The sequence below is a fragment of the Halopseudomonas bauzanensis genome (assembly GCF_900114735.1).
In the GTDB taxonomy this organism is placed as follows: Bacteria; Pseudomonadota; Gammaproteobacteria; order Pseudomonadales; family Pseudomonadaceae; genus Halopseudomonas; species Halopseudomonas bauzanensis.
On the sequence record NZ_FOUA01000003.1, the window covers coordinates 41,790 to 68,242 of the forward strand.

At 60.3% G+C, this 26,453-nt stretch carries 25 protein-coding genes and 2 tRNA genes; 4 read left to right on the top strand and 23 right to left on the bottom strand.

Going from position 1 to position 26,453, the window contains the following annotated elements:
* Positions 1 to 11: 11 nt before the first annotated feature.
* The 11 genes from infB to rlmE all read right to left on the bottom strand — a co-directional run bounded on the left by infB (position 12) and on the right by rlmE (position 11,129).
* A complete protein-coding gene (infB, locus tag BM267_RS08530) occupies positions 12 to 2,549 on the bottom strand; it encodes a translation initiation factor IF-2 (RefSeq protein WP_074779316.1) in 2,538 nt (845 codons plus the stop codon).
* A gap of 60 nt (positions 2,550 to 2,609) precedes the next feature.
* Complete coding sequence (gene nusA / locus BM267_RS08535) at positions 2,610 to 4,091, bottom strand: transcription termination factor NusA (RefSeq protein WP_036993126.1); 1,482 nt, start codon at positions 4,089 to 4,091, stop codon at positions 2,610 to 2,612.
* Positions 4,092 to 4,143: 52 nt separating this feature from the next.
* Positions 4,144 to 4,599: a ribosome maturation factor RimP gene (rimP, locus tag BM267_RS08540; RefSeq protein ID WP_036993255.1), complete on the bottom strand. Its 456-nt coding sequence runs from the start codon at positions 4,597 to 4,599 to the stop codon at positions 4,144 to 4,146.
* A gap of 113 nt (positions 4,600 to 4,712) precedes the next feature.
* A tRNA-Met gene (locus BM267_RS08545) sits at positions 4,713 to 4,789 on the bottom strand.
* 103 nt (positions 4,790 to 4,892) lie between these two features.
* Positions 4,893 to 4,977, bottom strand: a tRNA-Leu gene (locus BM267_RS08550).
* 12 nt (positions 4,978 to 4,989) lie between these two features.
* Positions 4,990 to 5,364 carry a preprotein translocase subunit SecG gene (secG, locus tag BM267_RS08555; RefSeq protein ID WP_036993128.1) on the bottom strand — a complete coding sequence of 125 codons (375 nt, stop codon included), beginning with the start codon at positions 5,362 to 5,364 and terminating at the stop codon, positions 4,990 to 4,992.
* On the bottom strand, positions 5,361 to 6,122 hold the full coding sequence (gene tpiA / locus BM267_RS08560; RefSeq protein ID WP_074779318.1) for a triose-phosphate isomerase: 762 nt from the start codon (positions 6,120 to 6,122) through the stop codon (positions 5,361 to 5,363). The genes secG and tpiA overlap by 4 nt, the downstream gene beginning before the upstream one ends.
* A gap of 66 nt (positions 6,123 to 6,188) precedes the next feature.
* Positions 6,189 to 7,535 (bottom strand): phosphoglucosamine mutase, encoded by a 1,347-nt coding sequence (glmM, locus tag BM267_RS08565; protein ID WP_074779320.1) that lies wholly within the window; start codon positions 7,533 to 7,535, stop codon positions 6,189 to 6,191.
* 17 nt (positions 7,536 to 7,552) lie between these two features.
* Positions 7,553 to 8,416, bottom strand: coding sequence for a dihydropteroate synthase (gene folP / locus BM267_RS08570; RefSeq protein WP_036993256.1), 864 nt, complete (start codon positions 8,414 to 8,416; stop codon positions 7,553 to 7,555).
* Positions 8,417 to 8,423: 7 nt separating this feature from the next.
* Positions 8,424 to 10,361 carry an ATP-dependent zinc metalloprotease FtsH gene (ftsH, locus tag BM267_RS08575; protein ID WP_074779735.1) on the bottom strand — a complete coding sequence of 646 codons (1,938 nt, stop codon included), beginning with the start codon at positions 10,359 to 10,361 and terminating at the stop codon, positions 8,424 to 8,426.
* A gap of 147 nt (positions 10,362 to 10,508) precedes the next feature.
* Positions 10,509 to 11,129, bottom strand: a complete 621-nt coding sequence (gene rlmE, locus BM267_RS08580; RefSeq protein WP_036993258.1) for a 23S rRNA (uridine(2552)-2'-O)-methyltransferase RlmE — start codon at positions 11,127 to 11,129, stop codon at positions 10,509 to 10,511.
* Positions 11,130 to 11,217: 88 nt separating this feature from the next.
* On the opposite strand from rlmE, the gene yhbY reads away from it, so the two are divergent.
* The gene (yhbY, locus tag BM267_RS08585) at positions 11,218 to 11,532 is read left to right on the top strand and encodes a ribosome assembly RNA-binding protein YhbY (protein WP_036993259.1); all 315 of its coding nucleotides are present in this window, start codon (positions 11,218 to 11,220) and stop codon (positions 11,530 to 11,532) included.
* Positions 11,533 to 11,609: 77 nt separating this feature from the next.
* Here the strand turns inward: yhbY and BM267_RS08590 are convergent, their stop codons facing one another.
* From BM267_RS08590 to BM267_RS16800, 5 genes are all read right to left on the bottom strand, one after another.
* Entirely contained in the window at positions 11,610 to 12,008 is a 399-nt protein-coding gene (locus BM267_RS08590; protein ID WP_074779737.1) for a DUF4149 domain-containing protein, read from the bottom strand.
* A 23-nt stretch (positions 12,009 to 12,031) separates the two neighbouring features.
* Complete coding sequence (gene greA / locus BM267_RS08595) at positions 12,032 to 12,505, bottom strand: transcription elongation factor GreA (RefSeq protein ID WP_036993135.1); 474 nt, start codon at positions 12,503 to 12,505, stop codon at positions 12,032 to 12,034.
* 1 nt (position 12,506) lies between these two features.
* Positions 12,507 to 15,722, bottom strand: coding sequence for a carbamoyl-phosphate synthase large subunit (gene carB / locus BM267_RS08600; RefSeq protein WP_036993136.1), 3,216 nt, complete (start codon positions 15,720 to 15,722; stop codon positions 12,507 to 12,509).
* A 34-nt stretch (positions 15,723 to 15,756) separates the two neighbouring features.
* A complete protein-coding gene (gene carA / locus BM267_RS08605) occupies positions 15,757 to 16,893 on the bottom strand; it encodes a glutamine-hydrolyzing carbamoyl-phosphate synthase small subunit (protein ID WP_036993137.1) in 1,137 nt (378 codons plus the stop codon).
* A gap of 147 nt (positions 16,894 to 17,040) precedes the next feature.
* Positions 17,041 to 17,217, bottom strand: coding sequence for a hypothetical protein (locus BM267_RS16800; protein ID WP_169304636.1), 177 nt, complete (start codon positions 17,215 to 17,217; stop codon positions 17,041 to 17,043).
* 19 nt (positions 17,218 to 17,236) lie between these two features.
* On the opposite strand from BM267_RS16800, the gene BM267_RS08610 reads away from it, so the two are divergent.
* On the top strand, positions 17,237 to 18,007 hold the full coding sequence (locus tag BM267_RS08610; protein ID WP_074779322.1) for a hypothetical protein: 771 nt from the start codon (positions 17,237 to 17,239) through the stop codon (positions 18,005 to 18,007).
* Positions 18,008 to 18,066: 59 nt separating this feature from the next.
* Here BM267_RS08610 and dapB read toward each other — a convergent pair whose 3' ends face one another.
* From dapB to grpE, 4 genes are all read right to left on the bottom strand, one after another.
* Positions 18,067 to 18,873: a 4-hydroxy-tetrahydrodipicolinate reductase gene (gene dapB, locus BM267_RS08615; RefSeq protein ID WP_074779324.1), complete on the bottom strand. Its 807-nt coding sequence runs from the start codon at positions 18,871 to 18,873 to the stop codon at positions 18,067 to 18,069.
* Positions 18,874 to 18,884: 11 nt separating this feature from the next.
* Positions 18,885 to 20,018, bottom strand: coding sequence for a molecular chaperone DnaJ (gene dnaJ / locus BM267_RS08620; RefSeq protein WP_074779326.1), 1,134 nt, complete (start codon positions 20,016 to 20,018; stop codon positions 18,885 to 18,887).
* Between the two features lie 121 nt (positions 20,019 to 20,139).
* Positions 20,140 to 22,098, bottom strand: coding sequence for a molecular chaperone DnaK (dnaK, locus tag BM267_RS08625; RefSeq protein ID WP_268873970.1), 1,959 nt, complete (start codon positions 22,096 to 22,098; stop codon positions 20,140 to 20,142).
* A gap of 53 nt (positions 22,099 to 22,151) precedes the next feature.
* Entirely contained in the window at positions 22,152 to 22,733 is a 582-nt protein-coding gene (grpE, locus tag BM267_RS08630; protein ID WP_036993146.1) for a nucleotide exchange factor GrpE, read from the bottom strand.
* Between the two features lie 188 nt (positions 22,734 to 22,921).
* Between grpE and recN the strand changes: the two genes are divergently transcribed.
* A complete protein-coding gene (gene recN, locus BM267_RS08635; RefSeq protein WP_074779328.1) occupies positions 22,922 to 24,598 on the top strand; it encodes a DNA repair protein RecN in 1,677 nt (558 codons plus the stop codon).
* A gap of 61 nt (positions 24,599 to 24,659) precedes the next feature.
* Here the strand turns inward: recN and fur are convergent, their stop codons facing one another.
* Complete coding sequence (gene fur / locus BM267_RS08640; RefSeq protein WP_036993260.1) at positions 24,660 to 25,064, bottom strand: ferric iron uptake transcriptional regulator; 405 nt, start codon at positions 25,062 to 25,064, stop codon at positions 24,660 to 24,662.
* 94 nt (positions 25,065 to 25,158) lie between these two features.
* Here fur and BM267_RS08645 point away from each other — a divergent pair, with 94 nt between their 5' ends.
* Positions 25,159 to 25,596, top strand: coding sequence for an outer membrane protein assembly factor BamE (locus BM267_RS08645; protein ID WP_074779330.1), 438 nt, complete (start codon positions 25,159 to 25,161; stop codon positions 25,594 to 25,596).
* A gap of 30 nt (positions 25,597 to 25,626) precedes the next feature.
* Here the strand turns inward: BM267_RS08645 and BM267_RS08650 are convergent, their stop codons facing one another.
* Entirely contained in the window at positions 25,627 to 25,938 is a 312-nt protein-coding gene (locus BM267_RS08650) for an RnfH family protein (protein ID WP_074779332.1), read from the bottom strand.
* A complete protein-coding gene (locus BM267_RS08655) occupies positions 25,935 to 26,369 on the bottom strand; it encodes a type II toxin-antitoxin system RatA family toxin (protein WP_036993149.1) in 435 nt (144 codons plus the stop codon). Before BM267_RS08655 ends, BM267_RS08650 begins: the two co-directional genes overlap by 4 nt.
* Between the last annotated feature and the right edge of the window lie 84 nt (positions 26,370 to 26,453).

Sequence of the window (26,453 nt, forward strand, 5' to 3'; positions counted from 1 at the left end):
TTGTCGCTGGATTACAGCGTCCGTGCGACCTGCACCCGCTCGAACACTTCGATGCGGTCACCGACACGCACGTCGTTGTAGTTCTTCACGCCGATGCCGCACTCCATGCCGTTACGCACTTCGCCGACGTCATCCTTGAAGCGACGCAGGGATTCCAGCTCACCCTCGTAGATGACCACGTCTTCACGCAGCACGCGAATCGGCCGGTTGCGGTACACGGTACCCTCGATGACCATACAACCGGCCACCGCGCCGAACTTCGGCGAACGGAACACATCGCGCACTTCGGCAACGCCCAGGATCTGCTCGCGGACATCGCTGCCCAGCATACCCGACAGGGCCTTCTTGACGTCTTCGATGATCTCGTAGATCACGCTGTAGTAGCGCAGATCCAGGCCTTCGCCTTCGATCACCTTGCGCGCCGAGGCATCGGCACGGACGTTGAAGCCGAAGATCACCGCGTTCGAAGCCAGCGCCAGGTTGGCGTCGGTTTCGGTGATACCACCCACGCCACCGGAAACGATCTTGACCTGAACCTCGTCGTTGCCCAGCTCGTTGAGCGAGCTCTGCAGGGCTTCGAGCGAGCCGCGCACGTCGGCCTTGATGACGATGTTGAGTGTCTTCTTCTCGCCCTGGCCCATGTTCTCGAACATGTTTTCCAGCTTCGCGGATTGCTGGCGAGCCAGTTTGATCTCGCGGAACTTGCCCTGACGGAACAGTGCCACTTCGCGGGCCTTCTTCTCGTCGGCGACCACAGTCATCTCGTCGCCGGCTTCCGGCGTACCATCGAGACCCAGGATAGCGACCGGAATGGACGGGCCGGCTTCCTTCACCATGTTGCCGTTCTCGTCGAGCATGGCGCGAACCCGGCCATGGTTGAGACCGGCCAGCACCACGTCGCCCTGACGCAGGGTACCGTTCTGCACGAGTACGGTGGCGATCGGGCCGCGGCCCTTGTCGAGGCGCGATTCGATGACCACACCACGTGCCGGAGCCGTGGGCTGGGCGGTGAGTTCGAGTACTTCAGCCTGCAACAGGACTGCTTCGAGCAGCTCGTCGATGCCAGTACCGACCTTGGCCGATACATGCACGAACTGGGTGTCACCACCCCACTCTTCCGGAATGACATCACGCGCGGCCAGATCATTCTTGATACGGTCCGGATCAGCGTCTTCCTTGTCGATCTTGTTCACTGCCACAACCAGCGGAACACCGGCGGCCTTGGCATGCTGAACAGCTTCTTCGGTCTGCGGCATGACGCCGTCATCGGCCGCCACTACCAGGATGACGATATCCGTGGACTGGGCACCACGGGCACGCATCGCGGTAAACGCAGCGTGACCGGGGGTATCCAGGAAGGTCACCATGCCACGGTCAGTCTGCACGTGGTAGGCACCGATATGCTGGGTGATACCACCGGCTTCGCCGGAAGCCACCTTGGCACGACGGATATAGTCCAGCAGCGAGGTCTTGCCGTGGTCAACGTGACCCATGACGGTCACGACCGGCGCGCGGCTGACTTCTTCACCTTCGTGGTGCATGGCCATGACCAGACGATCTTCCAGGTCGCTTTCCTTGACCTGCTTGACCTTGTGGCCCATGTCTTCAGCCAGGATGGTGGCGGTGTCCTGATCCAGCACCTGGTTGATGGTCACCATGTTGCCGTTCTTGAACATGTACTTGATAACTTCGGCAGCCTTCACCGACATTTTCTGAGCCAGTTCGGCTACGGTGATGGTTTCACCAATTACCACTTCACGCACTATGGGTCCTGTCGGCTTCTCGAAGCCGTGCTGATTGCGTTTCTTCTGCGCCTTGAGCTTGCCGGCACCACCGCGACGACGCGACACTGCGTCCTCGTCATCGCCACCGCGTGGCGCACCACGTCCCTTGCCGGGACCGCCAGCGCGCTTGCGGCTGCGTTCGTCTTCCTCGGCGCGGGCCTTGCGACGCTGCTCGTCCTTCTTCTTCGCGGCCGCGGCCGGTGAAGGTGCAGCCTCGACATCGGCTTGAGCAACTGCGGCGGCCTGAGGGGCCTGGGGCGCCGCTACCGGCTCCGCTGCAGCCGGAGCTGCCGGAGTGTCCGGCTGGGCCTTGGCAGCCTCAGCTGCGGCAGCCTGACGGGCCGCTTCTTCAGCCTGCCGTGCCTGTTCTTCCTCAGCCTTGCGCTGGGCTTCCGCTTCCGCGGCTGCCTGACGCGCCTCTTCGGCAGCACGCAGCTCTTCCAGCTCGCGCTGACGCTCGGCTTCCACATCCACTTCGTCGCGCTTGACGTAGGTCCGCTTCTTGCGCACTTCCACGTTGACAGTCTTGCTGCCCGCCACTTTCAGAGTGCTTACGGTTTTACGCTTGAGGGTAATCTTGCGCGGCTCCGAGCTGGAGTCGCCATGGGTGCTCTTCAGGAAAGTCAGCAGGCGCTGCTTCTCGTCGTCCGATACCTGCTGCTCCGCACTGGTGTGCGACAACCCGGCTTCCTGCATCTGTTGCAACAGGCGCTCTACCGGCGTCCCTGTTACCTGAGCCAATTCTTTGACCGTCACTTCCGCCATTCACTTTCTCCTCAGTCGGTACCCTGCATCGCTGCAGGGTGATACTGCCAGCCGACCGGTTTATTCAAACCAGGGCGCCCGAGCTGCCATGATCAAGGCGCCGGCACGGGCTTCGTCGATTCCATCAATGTTCAGCAGGTCGTCCACGGACTGTTCGGCCAGGTCTTCCATGCTGATGATACCTTGGGCCGCCAGCTGGAATGCCAGGGCGCGATCCATGCCCTCCATGTTCAGCAGATCATCCGCAGGCTGAGCTTCGTCCAGTTTTTCCTCGTTGGCGATCGCCTTCGTCAGCAGGCGATCCTTGGCCCGGGACCGCAGTTCATTGACGATATCCTCGTCAAAACCATCAATCTCCAGCATTTCTTCCATGGGCACGTAGGCAATCTCCTCCAGCGAGGTGAAACCTTCGTCGACCAGAATCTGAGCCAGCTCCTCATCCACATCCAGCTCTTCGAGGAAGTTGCGCAGCACGTCACCGGTTTCGGCTTCCTGCTTGGCGCGGATGTCGTCCTCGGTCATGACATTGAGCGTCCAGCCAGTCAGCTGACTGGCCAACCGAACGTTCTGGCCGCTACGGCCGATTGCCTGGGCGAGGTTGTCCTCGGCCACGGCGATATCGATGGCGTGGGTGTCCTCATCCAGAATGATCGAGGCCACTTCGGCTGGCGCCATGGCGTTGATCACGAACTGAGCCAGGTTGTCGTCCCACAGCACGATGTCGACGCGCTCACCGCCCAGTTCACCGGATACGGCCTGGACTCGCGAACCGCGCATGCCGATACAGGCGCCTTGCGGATCGATACGCTTGTCTTTCGAGCGCACCGCAATCTTGGCACGGGAGCCCGGATCACGGGCCGCACCCATCACCTCGATCAGTTCCTCGGCGATCTCTGGAACTTCGATGCGGAACAGCTCGATGATCATTTCCGGGCAGCTGCGCGACAGCACCAGCTGCGGGCCGCGATTTTCGGTGCGGATATCCTTGAGCAAGGCGCGGATGCGCGTTCCGGTACGGAACGTTTCACGCGGAATCATTTCCTCGCGCGGCAACACCGCCTCGGCATTGTTGCCCAGGTCAACGATGACGCTGTCACGGGTGACCTTTTTCACGGTGCCGCTGATGATTTCGCCCAGACGGTCGCGATACGCGTCCACCACCTGGGCACGTTCGGCTTCGCGAACCTTCTGGACAATAACCTGCTTGGCGATCTGCGCGGCGATACGACCGAACTCGACCGACTCGATCTTCTCCTCGACCACGTCACCCTCGTTCAGGGCCGGATCGCGGGCGTGGGCCTGATCCAGGGCCAGCTGCATGCCTGGCTCTTCGAAGTTGTCGTCGACCACCACAGTCCAGCGGCGGAAGGTGTCATAGTTGCCCGTCTGGCGATTAATCGCCACCCGCACATCCACCTCGTCTTCATAGCGCTTTTTCGTGGCCGTTGCCAAGGCCATCTCCAGCGCCTCGAAAATGACTCCGGGCGGCACGCCCTTCTCATTGGAAACGGATTCCACAACCAGCAGCACTTCTTTGCTCATCGTATGCCTCGCCTAACGCCGTCCATTGGGGCCACTGGAGCCCGAAAAATGCTCAAAACCGCGGGATGATGTTACTTTTATCGATGCTATCGATGGGCAGCAGGTACTCGTGGTCTTCCACCTGCAGCACAACCTCATCACCTTCCACACCGCGGATGACACCTTGAAAATTCCGCCGGCCTTCATAGGGCACGCGCAACCTGATCTTGGCCTGCTCGCCGACATAGGCGGCGAACTGCTCAAGCGTGAACAGGGGTCGGTCCATTCCCGGAGAAGACACTTCCAGCGTGTAATCACCACTGATAGGGTCTTCCACGTCCAGCACCGCACTGGCTTGCCGGCTGATCGTCGCACAGGCTTCCACGCTAACGCCATCGGGATGATCGATATAGACGCGCAGCAGGCTATGACGCCCCTGCGACAAAAACTCGATCCCCCAACAACGATAGCCCAGAGCTTCGACAATCGGGACCAACAGGCTCTCCAATTCGGTAACTTTGCCGGACAATTTCACCGCCTATCTTTGATGAATAAAAAATGGGCCTTAAGCCCATCCTTGGTTCCGGCCACTTCAGATGAAGTCCGGAGTTAACAAAAAGCCCCTGAAAAGGGGCCTTTGACTGGTTGCGGGGGCAGGATTTGAACCTACGACCTTCGGGTTATGAGCCCGACGAGCTACCAGACTGCTCCACCCCGCGTCGAATCTAGGGCATGAATTATACGCGCGGCCATCAAACAAGACAACCTGGCATATTGTGCCCGAAAAAAACAAGGGCCTGCGTGCTGCAGGCCCTGTTTGAATGGTGCGGAAGATGGGACTCGAACCCATACACCCTAAGGCACTACCCCCTCAAGATAGCGTGTCTACCAATTCCACCACTTCCGCAAAACTGTTGGCTTACTCTACGACAGGAACATCATCTGCCGCAGGAGCCTGAGGGACCTGCTCTTCAAGCACAGGAACATCTTCACTGATCGGTGCCACCGGCACGCTTTCCAGGACCGGAGCAGGCAGACCTGCATCACGAATCTCGGTCGCCTTGTGACTGGCATAGAAAGCCAGGCCCAAGGAGGTCAGAAAGAATACAGTGGCCAGCACAGCTGTCAAGCGGCTGAGGAAAGTTGCCGAACCCTGGCTGCCGAAAACCGTACCGGACGCACCGGAACCGAAGGACGCGCCCGTCTCCGCACCCTTGCCTTGCTGGATCAGAATCAATCCAACCAAGCCTATGGCGACCAGGAGATGTACTACCACAACTACGGTTTCAATCATTGAGCTTGTCCCGCGGCACGAGCGATCGCACCAAATTCATTCGCATTGAGAGAGGCTCCACCCACCAGCCCCCCATCGATATCCGGCATCTCGAACAGCGCATGCGCATTCTCCGCCTTGACGCTGCCGCCATAGACGATCTGCACACATTGAGCCTGTTCATCATCCAGTACGGCCAGTCGTGCGCGAATCATCGCATGCACGTCCTGGGCCTGCTCCGGCGTAGCTGTCAAACCGGTGCCAATGGCCCAAACCGGCTCGTAAGCCACTACACCCTGGGCCAGACCACCAACACCAAAGGTATCCAGCACGGCCTGCAACTGCCGACCAACCACATCCGCCGTTTCACCCGAGTCATACTGCTCGCGCGTCTCACCGACACAGAGAATGGGGCGAAGACCGCAAGCCAGCGCCGCGGCAAACTTGCGACAGACAACCTCGTCGGTCTCACCGAACAGGCTACGCCGCTCGGAATGCCCCACGAGTACAAATTCACAACCCACATCACGCAACTGAGCTGGAGAAATCTCGCCAGTCAACGCCCCGGACTCAGCCTGGAACGCACAACTCTGACCGGCCAACCGCAGCGGCGAACCCTCAAGGGCTTCGCGGCACTGCTGGACATATAACGCCGGCGGCGCAATCAACAGGTCGACTTCGTCCGGCCAATGCTGCTCATTCAATCCGATCAGCAACTCATCAACGGACTGCCGAGTACCGTACATTTTCCAATTTCCGGCGACCAGCGGACGACGCATGCCTAACCTCTCAGCTCAAGCGGGCGCCAATGTTAACCAAGTTGCCCAACCGACACAACCGCCTTTTCAGTCCGTACCGAACATTTTTTGCACCTGTGCCGCCAGCGCTTCAGCTTCCTTCACAACCTGTTCTGCATCCTGCCCTTCAACCATCACCCGGATCACCGGCTCGGTACCGGAAAGGCGCAGCAGCACGCGGCCGGTATCACCCAGCCGCGCCTCGGCTTCAGCGACGGCAGATTGCAGCGCTGGCGCTTCCAGGGGCGAGCTGCCATTACTCTGGTAACGCACATTGATCAGTTTTTGTGGGCACTTGCTCATACCCTCACAAGCTTGCGCCAGGGTCTTGCCCGACATGCGCAACGCGCGCAGCACCTGCAGCGCGGCAATGATGCCATCGCCGGTGGTGGTGTGCCGCAGGCAAACGAGATGCCCCGAGGACTCGCCACCCAGATACCAGCCGCGCTGCTGCAGCTCGGCCATGACGTAGCGATCACCCACCTTGGCACGGACGAAGGGAATATCACGCTCGCGCAATGCCAGCTCCAGCCCCAGGTTGGTCATCAAGGTACCGGCCACGCCGCCTTCCAACAGGCCACGCTCGTACAGATCCAGCGTCATGATGTACAACAGCTCGTCACCGTCGACCGGGTTGCCCTGTGCGTCGACCATCATCACCCGGTCGCCGTCGCCATCAAAGGCGATGCCCAGATCAGCCTGACGCTCAACCACCGCCTGACTCAGCGCCGCCAGATCGGTAGAGCCGACGCCAGCGTTGATATTCAGCCCGTCCGGCGTCACGCCTACCAGGCTGACGTCCGCACCCAGCTCGGCGAATACGCTGGGCGCGACCTTGTAGGTTGCGCCGTTGGCGCAATCCAGCACGATCTTCAGCCCCTTGAAGCTGGTGCTCGTCGGCACGCTGCTTTTGCAGAATTCAATATAGCGACCCGAGGCATCCTCAACCCGCGCCACTTTGCCCAATTCGCCGGACTCAACCACCTGCATGGGGGTATCCACCAACCGCTCGATCTCATGCTCCAACGTGTCGGGCAGTTTGGTGCCCTGAGCAGAGAAGAACTTGATGCCATTATCGAAATAGGGATTGTGCGAGGCGCTGATGACGATACCGGCATCCGCCTGGAAGGTTCGCGTGAGATACGCAATGGCCGGAGTGGGCATGGGACCCAGCAGGCGCACCTTGGCGCCAGCGGCAGACAACCCGGCCTCCAGCGCTGACTCGAACATGTACCCGGAGATGCGGGTGTCCTTGCCGATCACCACGCTACACTGGCCGTTATGCTTGAAGGCCATGCCGGTTGCCCAGCCCAGCTTGAGCATGAATTCGGGGGTGATCGGGTGAGTGCCAACGTGACCGCGAATGCCGTCGGTGCCGAAGTAGCGCTTTTCCATGTAGGGGTATCCTGAAATTAGATCGCCGAAATTCCTGCGGCAACGACCGCGTCCACCATACGTACCACGTCGGCGGTTTCCGCCACATCATGTACACGGATGATACGCGCGCCCTTGGCCACCGCCAATGCTGCCAGCGCCAGGCTGCCAGACAGGCGCTGATCGACTGGCCGATTCAACGCCTGACCAATCATGCTCTTGCGCGATACGCCGATCAGAATCGGCAGATCCAACGGTCGCAGACGCTCCATGCGGGCAAACAGCTCAAGGTTGTGCTGCAGGGTCTTGCCAAAACCAAAACCGGGATCAAGCACCAGTTTGCTGCGCTCAATACCCGCTTCCAGGCACGCTTGGACCCGCGCTTCGAGAAAAGAGTTCACCTGCTCCAGCACTGATTCGTACGCCGGCGCCTGTTGCATACTCTGGGGCTCACCCTGCATATGCATCAGACAGACCGCCAATCCCGAGTCCACCGCTGCCTGCATGGCACCGGGACGCGTCAGCGCACGGATATCATTGATCAGCCCGGCACCCGCCGCCGCCGAACCACTGATAACCTCTGGAGTACTGGTATCGACGGAGACCACCGTATCGAAGCGCGCCTTCACCGCTTCGACCATTGGCACCACCCGATCAAGCTCTTCCTGAACACCGACCAGCGCGGCCCCGGGGCGGGTTGATTCGCCACCGATATCGATCAGCGTCGCCCCTGCGGCCAGCATTTGCTCCACTCGAGCCAATGCCGCATCGCGGTCGTTGTAGCGACCACCGTCGGAAAAGGAGTCTGGGGTGATATTGAGAATACCCATGACATGGGTACAGGAAAGGTCGAGCACCCGGTCGCCACATGGCAACCGGGTGTTATTACGTGCTTCCGTCATGCTGGTCTCAGTGTTCGCCTGCCGGTCCGCCGATGATGCCATCGTCACGGGGCGCATCCTGCGGGTCGGGCGAAGCATCCGGATCGGATGCTGCCGCGCCGGGGCCACGACGATCATCGTCAGTCCAACCCTTGGGCTCACGGGCAGGCTTGCCGAGCATGATGTCGTTGATCTGCTCGACATCGATGGTTTCGTACTTCATCAGCGCTTCGGCCATCAGATCCAGCTTGTCACGATTCTCTTCCAGCAGGCGCTTGGCGGTGGCATAGCAGCCATCGATGATGCTGCGTACTTCTTCATCGATCAGCCGTGCGGTTTCACCGGAAACGTTGGTGTGCTGGCTACCGGCACTGCGGCCCAGGAACACTTCACCCTCTTCCTCGGCATACATCAGCGGACCGAGCTTCTCGGACAAGCCCCACTTGGTCACCATGTTCCGCGCCAACTGGGTGGCGCGCATGATGTCATTGGAGGCGCCAGTGGTCACACCATCGAAACCCAGGGTCATTTCCTCGGCGATACGACCACCAAACAGCGAGCAGATCTGACTGGTCAGGGCGCGCTTGGACAGACTGTAGCGATCCTCCTCCGGCAGGAACATGGTCACGCCCAGAGCGCGGCCGCGGGGGATGATCGATACCTTGTAGACCGGATCGTGCTCGGGCACCAGACGACCAACGATGGCGTGGCCGGATTCGTGGTAGGCAGTGTTGAGCTTTTCCTTGTCGGACATGACCATGGATTTGCGCTCGGCGCCCATCATGATCTTGTCCTTGGCCATCTCGAATTCGTTCATCTCGACCAAGCGCTTGCCGGCGCGGGCGGCGAACAAGGACGCCTCATTCACCAGGTTGGCCAGGTCGGCGCCGGAGAAGCCGGGCGTACCACGGGCGATGGCAGAAGGCACCACATCATCACCCAGCGGGACCTTGCGCATGTGTACCTTGAGGATCTGCTCGCGACCACGGATATCCGGCAGGCCAACGACCACCTGACGGTCGAAGCGGCCCGGGCGCAGCAGCGCCGGGTCGAGCACGTCCGGACGGTTGGTCGCGGCAACCACGATAATACCGTCGTTGGCTTCGAAGCCGTCCATCTCCACCAGCAATTGGTTCAGGGTCTGCTCGCGCTCGTCATGACCGCCGCCCAGGCCTGCGCCACGATGACGGCCCACCGCATCGATCTCGTCGATGAAGATGATGCAGGGCGCATGCTTCTTGGCCTGCTCGAACATGTCGCGCACCCGGCTGGCGCCGACACCGACGAACATTTCCACGAAGTCGGAGCCGGAGATAGTGAAGAACGGCACCTTGGCCTCGCCGGCAACCGCCTTGGCCAGCAATGTCTTACCGGTACCGGGCTGACCGACCATCAGTACGCCGCGCGGGATATGCCCACCCAGACGCTGGAACTTGCCCGGGTCGCGCAGGAATTCAACCAGTTCGCCGACTTCTTCCTTGGCCTCGTCGCAACCGGCGACATCAGCAAAGGTGGTCTTGACCTGATCTTCGGACAGCATGCGCGCCTTGCTCTTGCCGAAGCTCATCGGCCCGCCGCGGCCACCGCCACCGCCCTGCATCTGACGCATGAAGAACATGAAGATGGCAATGATGATCAGGATCGGGAAGCTGGCAATCAACAGCTGAGTCCAGATGCTCTGGCGCTCCGGCTGCTTGCCTTCAACCACCACATCATTTTCCAGCAGGTCGCCGATCAGGCCGTTGTCCTGGATCGCCGGGCGTACGGTCTTGAATACTTCACCATCCCGGCGCTTACCGGTAATCACGAAGCCATCCACGGTGACGCGCTCAACCTGGCGATCATTCACCAGCTCGAGGAATTCGGTGTAATTCAGTGCTCGCGGTTCGGTAGGACTGCTGAAATTATTCATCACAGTCACCAGCACTGCAGCGATGATCAACCACAGAATGAGGTTTTTCGCCATATCGTTCAAATTGCTATCCTCTTGCCCGCCAACAGGTGGTCCGGGCCTGGCTGTATTCGTCTGTTTATCCGGCCTGCCTACCTTACACCAGAATCCGGCGCGGCGGCAGTTATGCCAGTGTAACGCCCTGTGTCGCCGGCTCCGCCGTCAGCCCTTGAAGCCCCGCGCCAGCAGGTAGGTCTCCCGCGACCTGTCCCTCGACGCTCCCGGCTTGCGCGTCACCATCTTGTCGAAACGGCTACGCATGTCCTTGAAGTATTCGTCGAATCCTTCGCCATGAAACACCTTGATCAGAAAATCGCCGCCCGGACGCAGTACCCGCGTGGCCATGTCCAGCGCCAGCTCGCACAAATACATGGCGCGCGGCTGATCAACAGCGGGCGTACCACTCATATTGGGGGCCATATCGGAAATAACAAGATCAACCTGTCCGTCACCGATGGCCGCCAGGATCGCTTCGAATACCGCGTCCTCGGTAAAGTCGCCCTGGATGAAGTTCACATCCGGAATGCTGTCCATCGGCAGGATGTCGGAGGCAATGATCCGGCCTTTCTCGCCGATCACCCGGCTGACCACCTGCGACCACCCGCCCGGGGCGGAGCCGAGATCCAGTACGGTCATGCCGGGTCGCAGCAGACGATCCTTTTCCTGGATTTCCAGTAGTTTGTAACTGGCACGGGAACGGTAGCCGTCCTTCTGCGCCAGTTTGACATAGGGGTCATCAAAATGTTCTTTCAGCCAACCTTTGCTGGTCTTTGATCTTGCCACGGAATACCTCATGCAGCGGATCGCGCCGCCGGTTATACTAGTTTCCTTTCTCGACATTCATCGAATACAGGAACTCACACGGATCATTATGGCGCTCAGCTCTGAACAGAAGAAAGCCTACAAACGCATTGGCCACCATCTCAAGCCGGTGGTAATAGTCAGCGAGCAGGGTGCCAGCGAAGGTGTGCTGGCGGAACTCGATCGCGCCCTGAATGATCACGAGCTGATCAAGATTCGCATCACCGTCGGTGATCGCGACACCAAGCAGGCACTGATCGACGAGCTGTGTCAGGCCAGTGGCGCAGAATTGGTTCAGGTCATCGGCAAGATGGTCATCCTGTTGCGTCGCAACAAGAAAGCCAACCCCAATCTGTCGAACCTGGCCCGCTTCAAGGACTTCTGACGTCCTGCCAGCCCTGACCGGGATTTCTGTGGAGGCGCCCAAAGTCGCTCCCACAGACTTCCCACCAACAAACCTGATCAGCGCCCGGTAATTTCATCCGGCCGCGGCTGCAGTATCAGCACCAACCCGGCGAATGCCACCACCAGATAGCTGAACATCTGCCAGTACTCGCCGCGCGGCAAGCTACCAACCAGGAAGAACACCGCCGCAGCCAGCAGCACCACCAACAGCAACTGCCCTCGCAGATCCCGCCAGACGGTCCATCCCAACACCAAACCAGCCACCAGACACTGCAATAGTGCGCATACTGCGGCAAAGCCGACCAGCAGTGGCCGCATGAAGCCGCCGATCTCATCGATCAGCAACGGCGCCAGACCGAACCGCTCCAGCGCCGGCAGCATGACGAAGTGCAGCATCCACACGCCGCCGACCCACAACGTCTGGGCCAGCTGCCAGGCTACCCTGCCGCTACGCATTGCCGGCAGAGCAGCAGACTGGCTCACAGGTGTTGAACCTCGACGATTTCATACTCGACGACGCCACCGGGGGTTTTGACTGCCACGATCTCGCCTTCCTCTTTACCGACCAGCGCCCGGGCAATGGGCGAGGTGACGGAGATCTTGCCTTCCTTGATCTCCGCCTCGTCCTCACCGACGATCTGGTAACGCACTTCCTCATCGGTATCCACATTGGCAATGGTCACCGTGGTGCCGAAGATCACCTTGCCTGTACGGGCAATGGCGGTGACATCGATCACCTGGGCATTGGACAGACGGCCTTCGATATCACGGATACGCGCCTCGACCATACCTTGCTGCTCGCGCGCGGCATGGTACTCGGCATTCTCCTTGAGATCGCCCAGCTCACGCGCCTCGGCAATGGCCTCGGTGATCTGCGGACGCAGCACTGTTTTCAGGTGCTTGAGCTCTTCTTCCAGGGCCAGTGCGCCCTGCTTGGTCATCGGATATTTCATGTCAGATTCCCTCGTGCAGTTCCTGAAGGCGGCGCACTGCGCGCTCAGGGCCGAATTTCAATGCCATGCATACCGCCTGACCGCCGGCCAGAGTGGTGGTGGAGTACACCTTGTGCTGCAAGGCATTGCGACGAATGGAATAGGAGTCGGCGATAGACTGCCGGCCTTCGGTGGTATTGATTACCAGCCGGATCTGGTCGTTCTTGATCATATCGACGATATGCGGGCGACCTTCGGTGACCTTGTTCACACGGCGCACCGGCAAACCAGCCGCCTCGATGACCTTGGCGGTACCGGCGGTGGCCACCACTTCGAAACCGAGTTCAGTCAGATCACGGGCCACGTCGGCGACGAAGGGCTTGTCGTCCTCACGCACGCTGATGAACACGGTACCCGAGGTCGGCAGCACCTCGCTGGCGCCCAGCTGCGACTTGGCAAAAGCCTCGGCGAAACTGTCGCCAATGCCCATCACCTCGCCGGTGGATTTCATTTCCGGCCCAAGGATGGGATCCACACCCGGGAACTTGGCGAACGGGAAGACCGCTTCCTTTACCGAGAAGAACGGCGGAATCACCTCTTCGGTGAAGCCCAGCTCCTTCAACGTCTTGCCAGCCATCACCCGCGCAGCGATCTGCGCCAGGGAGCGGCCAATGCACTTGGAGACGAAGGGCACGGTACGCGAAGCCCGCGGATTCACTTCGATTACGTAGATGGTGTCGCCCTGCAGCGCCAGCTGCACGTTCATCAGACCGACCACACCCAGCTCCAGCGCCATGCGCTTGACCTGGTCGCGCATCTGGTCCTGAACCTCGGCAGACAGCGAGTACGGCGGCAGCGAGCAGGCCGAGTCACCGGAGTGCACGCCCGCCTGCTCGATGTGCTGCATGATCGCACCGATGACCACATCGGTGCCGTCGGACACCGCATCCACGTCAATCTCGATCGCGCAATTGAGGAAGTGATCCAGCAGCACCGGGCTGTCATTGGATACCTTCACTGCGTCACGCAAGTAGCGCTTGAGCTCGTCTTCCTGGTAGACGATCTCCATGGCGCGACCGCCCAGTACGTAGGATGGGCGCACGACCAGCGGGTAGCCGATCTTGTTCGCGGCCGTGATGGCCTCGTCTTCGCTGCGCACAGTGGCGTTCGGCGGCTGACGCAAGTTCAGGCGCTCGACCATCTGCTGGAAGCGCTCGCGGTCCTCGGCACGGTCAATGGCCTCGGGGCTGGTACCGATGATCGGCACGCCAGCCTCTTCCAGGGCACGAGCCAGCTTCAGCGGAGTCTGCCCGCCGTACTGCACGATCACACCCTTGGGCTGTTCGACACGGACGATTTCCAGCACATCTTCCAGGGTCACCGGCTCGAAATACAGACGATCGGACGTGTCGTAATCGGTGGATACGGTTTCCGGGTTGCAGTTGACCATGATGGTCTCGTACCCGTCTTCACGCATGGCCAGCGCCGCGTGCACGCAGCAGTAGTCGAACTCGATACCCTGACCGATGCGGTTCGGACCGCCACCCAGCACCATGATCTTGTCACGGGTCGACGGATTGGCCTCGCACTCTTCCTCATAGGTGGAGTACATGTAAGCGGTATCGGTGGCGAACTCGGCGGCGCAGGTATCCACCCGCTTGTACACCGGGAACACGCCGAGCTTCTGGCGCTGCGAACGCAGGTTCTTCTCGCTCACGCCCAGCAGCTGTGCCAGGCGGGTATCGGAGAAGCCCTTGCGCTTGAGGCGGAACATCAGGTTCTTGTCGAGATCGGCCAGGCCCAGCTTGCTGACACGTTCCTCGTCCTTGATCAGATCCTCGATCTGTACCAGGAACCAGGGATCGATCTTGGTCAGATCGAAGATGCGCTCGACACTCATACCGGCGCGGAAGGCATCACCGATGTACCAGATACGCTCGGCGCCCGGCACCGTCAGCTCGCGGGTCAGGTCGGTGGCCGCATCCGCGGCACTCAGATCCAGCTGCGGGTCGAAGCCGCAGGAGCCCACTTCCAGGCCACGCAGCGCTTTTTGCAGCGATTCCTGGAAAGTCCGGCCAATGGCCATGACCTCACCCACGGATTTCATCTGGGTGGTCAGGCGCGCATCGGCATTGGGGAACTTCTCGAAGGCGAAACGCGGAATCTTGGTAACAACGTAGTCGATCGACGGCTCGAAGGACGCCGGGGTACGGCCGCCGGTAATGTCGTTCTGCAGCTCGTCGAGGGTATAACCCACCGCCAGCTTGGCCGCGATCTTGGCAATCGGAAAACCGGTGGCCTTGGAGGCCAGCGCGGAAGAACGCGACACCCGCGGGTTCATTTCGATGACGACCATGCGGCCATCCTTCGGGTCGATACCGAACTGCACGTTGGAGCCGCCGGTTTCCACACCGATTTCACGCAGCACCGCCAGCGAGGCGTTGCGCATGATCTGGTATTCCTTGTCGGTCAGGGTCTGGGCCGGGGCCACGGTGATGGAGTCACCGGTATGCACACCCATGGGATCGAAGTTCTCGATCGAGCAGACGATGATGCAGTTGTCCTTCTTGTCGCGGACCACCTCCATCTCGTATTCCTTCCAACCGATCAGCGATTCGTCGATCAGCAGTTCCTTGGTCGGAGAAAGATCCAGACCGCGGTTGCAGATTTCCTCGAACTCTTCGCGGTTATAGGCGATCCCGCCACCGGTACCACCCATGGTGAAGGATGGGCGAATGATGCAAGGAAAGCCGACCTTGTCGAGGACGCCGTAGGCTTCATCCATGTTGTGAGCGATGCCGGAACGCGGGCATTCCAGGCCGATATCACGCATGGCCTTGTCGAACCGCGAACGGTCTTCGGCCTTGTCGATGGTATCGGCATTGGCACCGATCATCTCCACGCCGAACTTCTCCAGCACGCCGTGCTTTTCCAGATCCAGCGCGCAGTTCAGCGCAGTCTGGCCGCCCATGGTCGGCAGCAGCGCGTCCGGGCGCTCCTTCTCGATGATGCGCGCTACCGTCTGCCACTTGATCGGCTCGATATAGGTGGCATCAGCCATGGCCGGATCGGTCATGATGGTGGCCGGGTTGGAGTTCACCAGGATCACCCGGAACCCCTCTTCACGCAGCGCCTTGCAGGCCTGGGCACCGGAGTAGTCGAACTCGCAGGCCTGGCCGATCACGATGGGACCGGCGCCGAGGATCAGAATACTTTTGATATCAGTACGTTTTGGCATAGTGTGCTTTTAATCCTTGGGATAGACCGACGACTCAGGCGCTCTTGTTCATGGCTGCGATAAACCGCTCGAACAGCGGTGCCACGTCGCCCGGACCGGGGCTCGCCTCAGGGTGTCCCTGGAAGCTGAAGGCCGCCTTGTCGGTGCGCTCGATGCCCTGCAGAGTGCCGTCGAACAGGGATTTATAGGTAGCGCGGACGTTGGCCGGCAAACTGGCCTCGTCCACCGCGAAGCCGTGGTTCTGGCTGGTGATCATCACCACACCGCTATCCAGATCCTGTACCGGGTGGTTGGCACCATGGTGGCCGCTGGGCATTTTCACCGTGCGCGCACCGGAAGCCAGGGCGAGCAGTTGGTGACCCAGACAGATGCCGAGGATCGGGGTATCGGTTTCCAGCAACTCCTGGATGGCCTTGATTGCGTAATCGCAAGGCTCCGGGTCGCCCGGACCGTTGGCCAGCAGCACACCATCGGGATTCAGCGCCAACACTTCCGCCGCCGTGGTCTGGGCGGGTACGACAGTCAACCGGCAACCGCGGCCGACCAGCATGCGCAAGATGTTGTACTTGACGCCGAAATCATAGACCACCACATGGTAGGGCAGATCGGCCGCGTCAATCTCAGGGTGGCTATCAGTGGCCAGATTCCAGGGAGCGGAACGCCATTCGTAGGCTTCTTTGACACTGACTTCCTTCGCCAGGTCCATGCCCTTCAGACCAGGGAAGTCGCGCGCCAGCTCCAGCGCTTTTTCTTCAGTCGCGTCCTCACCCGCCATGATGCAGCCATTCTGCGCACCTTTCTCGCGCAGAATGCGCGTCAGGCGACGGGTATCGATGCCGGCAATGGCCACAGTGCCATTTTCCTTGAGGTAATCCGGCAGCGATTGCTTGTTGCGCCAGTTACTGGCGACCAACGGCAGGTCTCGGATCACCAGGCCCGCCGCCCAGACTTTCCAGGACTCGGCATCTTGCGGCGTGGTACCGGTATTGCCGATGTGAGGATAGGTCAACGTGACGATCTGCCGTGCATAGGAAGGATCGGTAAGGATCTCCTGATAACCGGTCATGGCTGTGTTGAACACGACCTCGCCGACACTGTGGCCGTCGGCGCCGATGGCCTCACCGCGGAAAATGCTGCCGTCGGCAAGGGCGAGAATGGCGGGCTTGGACAAGAAAACCTCCGAAAGACTGACACGTTTTTGCCAAACGCGGGCTGCACAAAAGCGGGAATGATGTGTTTACCACTTCATTCCACTGCAAAGGCATTGGTCAGATACGCGCTGATATAGACTGATTAGCGCGATAGTTTACCGGTTTGATCAGTAAATATCCACACCGACCATCTCGCCCACGACCATTGAACGGGACGATTTCGGGCTCTGTTTCATAATCGCGATGAACATGCTAAAACTGCAGGGGATGAAATCCTTGGCCGCAGAGCCTGGGAAGTTCTGCCGGTACGCGCCTGTCGCGACCGGATCAGGATCAAAAAACAAAAAACAGGGACTCCAGACAATGAAGATGCATCTGAAATACCTCTTGGTTCTGCTGCTGCTCGGCTTCGCCGGCCAGACCCCAGCCGACACCGACGCGCAATTGGCGCAGAACATCCATGAACTGCGCAGCGAAGGCTACCGGGCCGCCACCTACCTGTTGATCGATAACAACCTGTTCGAACGTGTACGGGAGCCCGGCAACCGGGAGACCTACAACGACGCCCTGGGCAACATGGAAAAACTGCTGCGCCTGATGGACAACCCTCAGGATCTGCGCACCCCGTTCAACGAATTTGTCGGCCTGATTCGCGAACTGGAGAACCAGAGCCTGGAAGAGGCCCATTACCACCTGGCCACGGTCAACCGCATCATGATGGCCCATGGCAAGCTGGACAAAGCCGCCGGGGCACAGTATTCCGGCCTCGCTGGCACCATCAGCGAACATCTTCACGCGCTGCATCAGCAGAGCCTGGAGACGAGCCAGATCCTGCTGCTCTACCAGAACAGCATGTTCAGCTCGATCGGCATCTACTTCATCGAACCCGGCGAAACCGTGTTTCAGAATATCGATGCCAGCATTGTCCAGCGCTCAGCCACCCTGAAAACCCTTTTGCCCGAGCTGTCCGGCACACTGAACGACCTGGACAAGCAGTACAGCTTCATCCAGCCGCGCCTGCTCAACCACCGGGCCGACTGGGTACCGACCATTGCGGCCTTCTACCTGCAGCGCAATACCGAGACCCTGAACGACCTGGCACGCGAACAGGTGCGCCAGAACAAGGCCAGCTGAGCCGGCGGGCACAAAAAACCCGGCCTCGAAGGGCCGGGTTTTTTGTTGTCACGCATAATTCAGTCACGCAGCGCCAGCACATCCTGCATGTCGTACAGACCACTGGTGCGCCCACCCAGCCAGATCGCTGAACGCACCGCGCCCTTGGCGAAGGTCATGCGGCTCGACGCCTTATGGGTAATCTCGACCCGCTCGCCTTCGGTGGCAAACAGTACGGTGTGGTCACCGACCACATCACCGGCGCGCACGGTGGCAAAACCGATGGTGTTGCGGTCGCGTGCGCCGGTCTGGCCTTCACGGCCATACACCGCCACGTCCTGGAGGTTGCGACCCAGCGCATCGGCAACCACTTCCCCCATGCGCAGCGCAGTGCCGGACGGCGCATCGACCTTGTGCCGGTGGTGCGCCTCGATGATTTCAATGTCCGCCTCGTCACCCATGACCCGGGCCGCCATATCCAGCAGCTTGAGGGTCAGGTTGACACCCACGCTGAAGTTCGGCGCGAACACCACCGGTACCTGCTGAGCCGCATCGGCAATCTGCTGCTTTTCCGCGTCGGAGAAGCCGGTGGTGCCGATTACCAGGGCCTTGCCCGCCGCACGACAGATATCGAGATTGACCAGGGTGCTGGTCGGATGAGTAAAGTCGATCAGCACATCGAATTCGCTGAGCACCTGATTCAGATCACCAACGATATTCACGCCGAGCTTGCCGACGCCGGCCAGCTCACCGGCATCGGCACCGATCAGACTGCTCTGCGGCCGCTCGATCGCCGCCGTCAGGCTGGCTCCTTCTGCTTGCTGGATGGCCTCGATCAGGGTCTTGCCCATCCGTCCGGCTGCGCCGATTACCGCTATTCTTCTCATGCTTGCCCCGGTCAGAACTTCATGTCTTCAAAAAAATTCTTCACACCTTCGAACCAGCTCTTGGCCCGCGGCGACTGATTGCTGCCCTCGGCCTGCAGCGTATCACGCAGTTCGTCGAGCAGCTCGCGCTGACGTTTGGTCAGGTTCACTGGCGTCTCGACCACCACCCGACACAGCAGGTCACCGGCCGAGCCACCGCGCACCGGCACCACGCCCTTGCCACGCAACCGGAACAGCTTGCCAGTCTGGGTACCGTCGGGAATCTTCAGCTTGACTCGGCCGTCCAGAGTCGGCACTTCCAGCTCACCACCCAGGGCAGCATCGGCAAAGCTGATCGGCACTTCGCAGTACAGATTCTTGCCGTCACGCTGGAAGATCTTGTGCTCGCGTACCGAGACCACCACGTACAGGTCGCCCGAAGGACCGCCGTTGACACCCGCCTCGCCTTCACCGCCCAGCCGGATGCGATCACCGGTATCGACACCAGCCGGCACCTTGACCGACAGAGTCTTGTGCTCTTCGACCCGGCCCTGGCCGTGACAATCCCTGCAGGGATCGCTGATCATCTGACCGGTGCCATGACAACGGGGGCAGGTCTGCTGCACAGAGAAGAAACCCTGCTGCATGCGCACCTGGCCGTGGCCACCGCAGGTGGTACAGGTCACCGGACTGGTGCCCTTCTTGGCACCGCTGCCATCGCAGGTATTGCAGCCCACCAGGGTCGGAACCCGGATGGTTACAGACGTGCCGCGCACGGCCTCTTCCAAATCGAGTTCCAGGGTGTAGCGCAGATCACTGCCCCGCTGCACGCTGGAGCGACCACGCCCGCCACCACCACCGAAGATATCGCCGAATACATCGCCGAAGATGTCGGAGAAGTTGCCGCCGCCAAAGCCGCCGGCACCGGCCCCCATATTCGGGTCGACGCCCGCGTGGCCATACTGATCATAAGCCGCCCGCTTGTTGGCATCGGTAAGAACTTCGTAGGCCTCGTTGGCCTCCTTGAATTTCTCTTCCGCTTCCTTGTCATCCGGATTGCGGTCCGGGTGATATTTCATTGCCAACCGGCGATAGGCCTTTTTCAGCTCGGCTTCACTGGCGCCGCGCTCCACGCCCAGCACCTCATAATAGTCACGCTTGGCCATATATCCTGTTTCCTTTAGAAAGCCTTACGGCACAAACAGCAACGCGGGAATAGCTCCCGCGTTGCCCTGCCGCGATGTGTACCGGGCCTCAGGCAAAGCCCGACACCCGGTCACGCAAGGACTACTTGTTGTTGTCCTTGACCTCTTCGAACTCGGCATCCACCACGTCATCGGCATTGGCATCACCGGCGTCCGCCTGGCCTTCCGCCTGAGCCGACTGCGCCTGCTCGGCGTACATCTTCTGTACCATCGGGCCGGACGCTTCGGACAATGCGTTGATCTTGGCTTCGATCTCGGCCTTGTCGTCGCCCTTGATCGCCTCTTCCAGATCGGCCAGCGCCTTCTCGATAGCGGCCTTCTCTTCCTCGGTGGCCTTGTCGCCCGCCTCGGTCAGGGTCTTGCGAGTGGCATGCACCAGCTGGTCACCCTGGTTGCGCACGGTCACCAGCTCTTCGAACTTGCGATCTTCCTCGGCGTTGGCCTCGGCATCACGCACCATCTGCTCGATTTCTTCATCGCTCAGACCGGAGTTGGCCTTGATCACGATCGACTGCTGCTTGCCGGTGGCCTTGTCCTTGGCGGACACATTGAGGATACCGTTGGCATCGATGTCGAAGCTGACCTCGATCTGCGGTACGCCACGCTGCGCCGGCGGGATGTCGGCCAGGTCGAAGCGACCCAGCGATTTGTTCTGCTGCGCTTGCTTACGCTCACCCTGCAGTACGTGAATGGTCACTGCAGTCTGGTTGTCGTCCGCGGTCGAGAACACCTGCGACTTCTTGGTCGGAATGGTGGTGTTCTTCTCGATCAGCGTGGTCATCACGCCGCCCATGGTTTCGATACCCAGCGACAGCGGGGACACGTCCAGCAGCAATACGTCTTTCACGTCACCGGCCAGTACCGCGCCCTGGATAGCTGCACCCACGGCAACCGCTTCATCGGGGTTGACGTCCTTGCGCGGCTCCTTGCCAAAGAACTCGGCAACGGTCTTCTGCACCAGCGGCATACGGGTCTGACCGCCCACCAGGATCACTTCGTTGATGTCGGAAACATCCAGACCAGCGTCCTTCATGGCCACACGGCACGGCTCGATGCTGCGCTTGATCAGCTCTTCAACCAGCGACTCCAGCTTGGCACGGGTCACTTTCACCTGCAGGTGCTTGGGACCGGAGGCATCGGCGGTGATGTACGGCAGGTTGACATCGGTCTGCTGGCTCGAGGACAGCTCGATCTTGGCTTTCTCAGCGGCTTCTTTCAGGCGCTGCAGGGCCAGCGGGTCGTTGTGTAGGTCAACGCCGTTTTCCCGCTTGAACTCATCCGCCAGATAGTCGATCAGGCGCATGTCGAAGTCTTCACCACCAAGGAAAGTGTCGCCGTTGGTGGCCAGCACTTCGAACTGGTGCTCACCGTCAACTTCGGCAATCTCGATCACCGATACGTCGAAGGTACCGCCACCCAGGTCATATACCACCACGGTGGAATCGCCACGGGCCTTGTCCATCCCGTAGGCCAGCGCAGCCGCTGTCGGCTCGTTGATGATGCGCTTGACGTCCAGGCCAGCGATGCGACCGGCATCCTTGGTGGCCTGACGCTGGCTGTCATTGAAGTAAGCCGGTACGGTGATCACCGCCTCGGTGACGGCCTCGCCCAGATAGTCCTCGGCGGTCTTCTTCATCTTCTTCAGCACTTCCGCAGAAATCTGCGGCGGCGCCATCTTCTCACCCTTGGCCTCGACCCAGGCGTCACCGTTGTCGGCCTTGATGATCTTGTAGGGCACCAGCTTGATGTCCTTCTGCACGACGTCTTCGTCGAAGCGACGACCGATCAGACGTTTGACGGCGTTCAGGGTGTTCTGCGGGTTGGTGACCGATTGGCGCTTGGCGGACTGGCCGACCAGCGTTTCTCCGTCGTTGGTATAGGCGACGATCGACGGCGTGGTACGACCACCCTCGGCGTTCTCGATCACCTTGGCCACACCATTTTCCATGACAGCGACGCAGGAGTTGGTAGTCCCCAGGTCGATACCGATGATTTTACCCATGTGCTGTGTCTCCGAATATGCTGGCCGCTGTTGGTGCAGCGGCGCTGTTTGATCTGTGTATGGACCCTAGATGGGGTCACGGAAAATCTTTTTCAAGCCTGCTCGTTGATCGAACCTGCTGCCCCACCGGCACCCGCCTTACTCACCACCACCATTGCCGGGCGCAGCAGGCGGCCGCTGAGGGTATAACCCTTCTGGAATACCTTGATCACGGTATTGGGCTCGACATTGTCGCGCTCTTCCATGGTCATCGCCTGGTGCAGTTCGGGATTGAAGGGTTCACCGTGGGGGTCGACCGCGACGATCTGATGTCGGGCCAGGGTATCGCTGAACAGCTTCAGGGTGAGTTCCATGCCATCACGCATCGGCTTGATGGCGGCATCTTCGTCACTGGACAGCTCCAGGCCGCGCTCCAGGCTATCAACCACCGCCAGCAGATCATTGGCAAAACGTTCCAGAGCGAACTTGTGCGCCTTTTCCACTTCCTGTTCAGCGCGACGACGGGCGTTCTGCACATCGGCAGCGGCACGCAGAGCCTGATCCTGGGCCGTGGCCAGCTGCTCTTCCAGGCTGGCGATCCGGGCTACCAGGTCCTCCTCCACAGCAACGGTCTCCTGCCCCTGATCGGCTACAGACTCCTCGTCCTGCAGCTCCTGTCTCGGTTCGTCCACCATGTATATCTCCTGTCTGACAAAATAAGGCGACACGGCCCAGCGGCCGGATTGAACTTCACTGCACCCTATATGGGGATCGCCTTCCCAGGTTCAAGGGCAGTTTTTCACAGCGGGTGAACAAGGGGTTGAGGAACCCCACAGCACTACTGTATAAATAACCAGAACAACAATCTTCGGAGAGCGACTCCATGTTGGTGCATCTGGCGGTGAACAACTACGCAATTGTCGATCATCTCGAGCTGGAACTCGATCGGGGCATGACCGTGATCACCGGTGAAACCGGCGCCGGCAAATCCATCATGCTCGACGCACTGGCGCTGACCCTGGGCGACCGCGCCGACAGTGGCGCCGTACGCCCGGGTGCCGACAAGGCAGACATTCTTGCCACCTTCGATATCAGCGAGATCCCCGAAGCGGTCCAATGGCTCAACCAGCGCGACCTGAGCAGCGACGAATCACAGGTCATCCTGCGCCGGGTGGTCACCGCCGAAGGCCGCTCACGCGCCTACATCAACGGCAGCCCCTGTCCGCAGCAGGATCTCCGCGCCCTGGGCGAAATGCTCATCGATATTCACAGCCAGCATGAACACCAGTCGTTATTGAAAGCTGATACCCACCGCCGACTGCTGGATGACTATGCCGGCGCCAGCGACCTGGCCCGCCAGGTCCAGCTCGCTGCGCAGCGTTGTCGGCAGACCGAGCAGGCGTTGCAGCAGGCCAGTGACACCAACGATGAGCAGAACGCGCGCATTCAGTTGCTCAGCTATCAATTGGAAGAACTCGACAATCTGAGCCTGCAAGATGGCGAACTGGAACAACTGGAAGCGGAACAACGTCAGTTGGCGAACGCCGAGCTGATCATGCAGTCCTGCCAGCAGATCATCAATATCTGCAGCGAAAGCGACAGCGGCAGTGTGCTGCAGGCACTAACCTCAAGCCTCAACCGGCTGGGCGGTCTGAAGGAGCATGGCCGCAGCCTCGATGAGGCGCACAACCTGCTGTCCGGTGCGCAGATTCAGGTGGAAGAAGCGGTTGGCGAGCTGACCCGCTATCTGGACCACTTCGAGGCCGACCCGCAGCGCCAGCAGCAGGTCGAAGAGCGGCTCGGCGTGATTCATGACCTGGCCCGCAAACATCGGGTCAACGCCGATGAATTGCCCGCCTTGCAGCAACGCCTGATCGACGAGCTGGAAGGCATCCAGCAGCAGGACGCCGACCGGGAACGACTATCTGAGGAATTGGTAGCCTACCGCGAGCACTTCCAGAGCCTGGCCAGCCGCCTCTCGGACACCCGCCGCAAGGCCGCCACCCGCCTGGCCAAAGCCGTTACCGGCGAGATCCAGCAACTGGGCATGCCCGGCGGCCAGGTCAAGGTGGAGCTGCATCCGCTCAAAGCTGAACAGACGCCGCTGCAGGGTCTGGAGAATGTCGAATTTCTAGTCAGTGCCAACCCCGGCCAGCCGGCCAAGCCCCTGGCCAAGGTGGCCTCGGGCGGCGAACTGTCACGTATCAGCCTGGGCATCCAGGTCATTACCGCCCAGACCTCGCGAGTCTCGACGCTGGTATTCGATGAAGTAGACGTGGGTATTGGCGGGCCAACCGCCGAAATCGTCGGCAAGTTGCTGCGCCAACTGGGCGAACGCGGCCAGGTACTGACGGTGACCCATCTGCCGCAGGTGGCCGCGCAGGGGCATCAACATCTGTTCGTACGCAAGGAGCAGAAGCGCGACTCGACCCGCACCTGTATCGACCGCCTGGATCAGGAAGGCCGCGTGCAGGAAGTGGCGCGCATGCTGGGTGGAGTGGATCTTACCGAGGAGTCCCTGGCCCATGCCCGCAAACAATTGGCGGGCAATCAGCCATGACTGGCTGACGGCTTGCCCGTCAGCCAGCGCAGGTCAGGCGAGTGCCTGACCTGCCGATGCATCAACCTTTCTTCTTCACATACAGCACGAGATTGTGATCCACCATCTCGTAGCCGTGTTCCTTGACGATTTCCTTCTGACGACGCTCGATCTCTTCATCGAAGAACTCGATCACTTCGCCGGTATCCACGCACACCATGTGGTCGTGATGCTCGCCATCTGCCAGCTCGAATACCGCATGGCCGCCATCGAAATTGTGGCGCACCACCAGACCGGCCGTCTCGAACTGGGTGAGTACCCGATAAACGGTAGCCAGACCAACGTCTTCACCCGCTTCCATCAGAGCCTTGTAGACGTCCTCGGCACTCATGTGGCGGTCTTCTGTGTTGTCCAGCATCTGCAGGATCTTGACGCGCGGTAAGGTGACCTTGAGGCCCGCTTTGCGCAGTTCGTGATTTTCAACCATGGTCAGTTTCTCTCTCAACGCTTCGCAGCGCTGGATCAGTCGGGTATGATTCAGGGCCATTCAGCCAACTTTCGATAGTGGATGTTACCACGCGATGCCAAATAGTCTGAACCGTCTCATTTGTATCCTGCTGTTTTGCGCCGCGGGCGCTGGTCTTTCCGGTTGCGGTTTTCCGGGTGTATATAAGATTGATGTCCAACAGGGCAACGTCGTCACCCAGGAAATGGTAGACCAACTGCGTCCCGGCATGACCCAACGGCAAGTACGTTTCATCATGGGCACGCCCCTGCTGCAGGATACCTTCGAGCCCAACCGCTGGGATTACCTGTATAGCCTGCAGGCCGGGCACAGCCCCCGCGAGCAGGAACGCATCAGCCTGATGTTCGAGGACGACCTGCTGGTTGGCCTCGCCGGCGATTTCGTTCCAGGCACCAGCCGGGATGAAGAAATCATGAGCGGCGATAGCGCCACAGAGCCTGCGGCCACCCCCTATCCGATCGATCTCGGCGCACCGCTGGGCACTGGCGAATAAATCGACGGGCGGCGCTGGCGCCGCCCAGATTCAATCCGCTCTGGCTGCCTCCTTGTTTCTGGCCGCCCGCTGCTTGCGCACCTCCTTGGGATCGGCAATCAGCGGGCGGTACAGTTCCACGCGCTCCCCTTCCCTCAGCTCCCGCTCTGCCGGCTGGGCCACCAGCTTGCCGAAAACGCCCATATCGCACGCCTCCAGATCCACTCCCGGGAAATGTTCGGTAATTCCCGACAGCCGCGCCGCCTGCAGAACCGTGGTTCCTGCCGGCACGGTCAGGCGAATGATGCGCTGCTGATCGGGCAGCGCATAGGCCACTTCCACAGTGATGGCCGGCTCACTCACCCGTATAACTCCTGGGCCCGCTTGGAAAACGCCTCAACCATGGTATTGGCCGCGTGATTGAACAGGGGGCCCAGGGTGGCGCGCACCAGGGCTCCAGAATAGTTGAATTGCATGTCCAGAGTAATCTTGCAGGCTTGCTCGTTCAGCGCCTGGAAAGTCCAGACGCCATTGAGTTCAGTGAAAGGACCGTCTTCCAGGCGCATCTCGATGCGCTCACCGGGTACCAACTGATTGTGGGTGGTAAAGGACTGGTGCAGTCCAGCCTTGCCCACCGTCAGCCGGGCCTGCATGGACTCGTCGGTTTCACTGATGACCTCCGCCTTGGTGCACCAGGGCAGAAATTCGGGGTAGTGCTCGACCCGATTCACCAGGTCGAACAGGCGCTCCGCCGGGAAAGGCAGCAGAGCCGAACGCTTGATGTGCGTCGTCATAGGTTATTCACTTGAACAGTTCGGTTATGAATCATCAAGAATATAGCGTACCAGTGAACGACCCACCGGGAACAGGCGCGATTT

Coding starts and splice junctions, on each gene's coding strand:
- infB (WP_074779316.1), bottom strand. CDS start 2,549: ATGGCGGAAGTGACGGTCAAAGAATTGGCTCAGGTAACAGGGACGCCG.
- nusA (WP_036993126.1), bottom strand. CDS start 4,091: ATGAGCAAAGAAGTGCTGCTGGTTGTGGAATCCGTTTCCAATGAGAAG.
- secG (WP_036993128.1), bottom strand. CDS start 5,364: ATGATTGAAACCGTAGTTGTGGTAGTACATCTCCTGGTCGCCATAGGC.
- tpiA (WP_074779318.1), bottom strand. CDS start 6,122: ATGCGTCGTCCGCTGGTCGCCGGAAATTGGAAAATGTACGGTACTCGG.
- glmM (WP_074779320.1), bottom strand. CDS start 7,535: ATGGAAAAGCGCTACTTCGGCACCGACGGCATTCGCGGTCACGTTGGC.
- folP (WP_036993256.1), bottom strand. CDS start 8,416: ATGACGGAAGCACGTAATAACACCCGGTTGCCATGTGGCGACCGGGTG.
- ftsH (WP_074779735.1), bottom strand. CDS start 10,361: ATGGCGAAAAACCTCATTCTGTGGTTGATCATCGCTGCAGTGCTGGTG.
- yhbY (WP_036993259.1), top strand. CDS start 11,218: ATGGCGCTCAGCTCTGAACAGAAGAAAGCCTACAAACGCATTGGCCAC.
- BM267_RS08590 (WP_074779737.1), bottom strand. CDS start 12,008: ATGCGTAGCGGCAGGGTAGCCTGGCAGCTGGCCCAGACGTTGTGGGTC.
- greA (WP_036993135.1), bottom strand. CDS start 12,505: ATGAAATATCCGATGACCAAGCAGGGCGCACTGGCCCTGGAAGAAGAG.
- carB (WP_036993136.1), bottom strand. CDS start 15,722: ATGCCAAAACGTACTGATATCAAAAGTATTCTGATCCTCGGCGCCGGT.
- BM267_RS08610 (WP_074779322.1), top strand. CDS start 17,237: ATGAAGATGCATCTGAAATACCTCTTGGTTCTGCTGCTGCTCGGCTTC.
- dapB (WP_074779324.1), bottom strand. CDS start 18,873: ATGAGAAGAATAGCGGTAATCGGCGCAGCCGGACGGATGGGCAAGACC.
- dnaJ (WP_074779326.1), bottom strand. CDS start 20,018: ATGGCCAAGCGTGACTATTATGAGGTGCTGGGCGTGGAGCGCGGCGCC.
- grpE (WP_036993146.1), bottom strand. CDS start 22,733: ATGGTGGACGAACCGAGACAGGAGCTGCAGGACGAGGAGTCTGTAGCC.
- recN (WP_074779328.1), top strand. CDS start 22,922: ATGTTGGTGCATCTGGCGGTGAACAACTACGCAATTGTCGATCATCTC.
- fur (WP_036993260.1), bottom strand. CDS start 25,064: ATGGTTGAAAATCACGAACTGCGCAAAGCGGGCCTCAAGGTCACCTTA.
- BM267_RS08645 (WP_074779330.1), top strand. CDS start 25,159: ATGCCAAATAGTCTGAACCGTCTCATTTGTATCCTGCTGTTTTGCGCC.
- BM267_RS08655 (WP_036993149.1), bottom strand. CDS start 26,369: ATGACGACGCACATCAAGCGTTCGGCTCTGCTGCCTTTCCCGGCGGAG.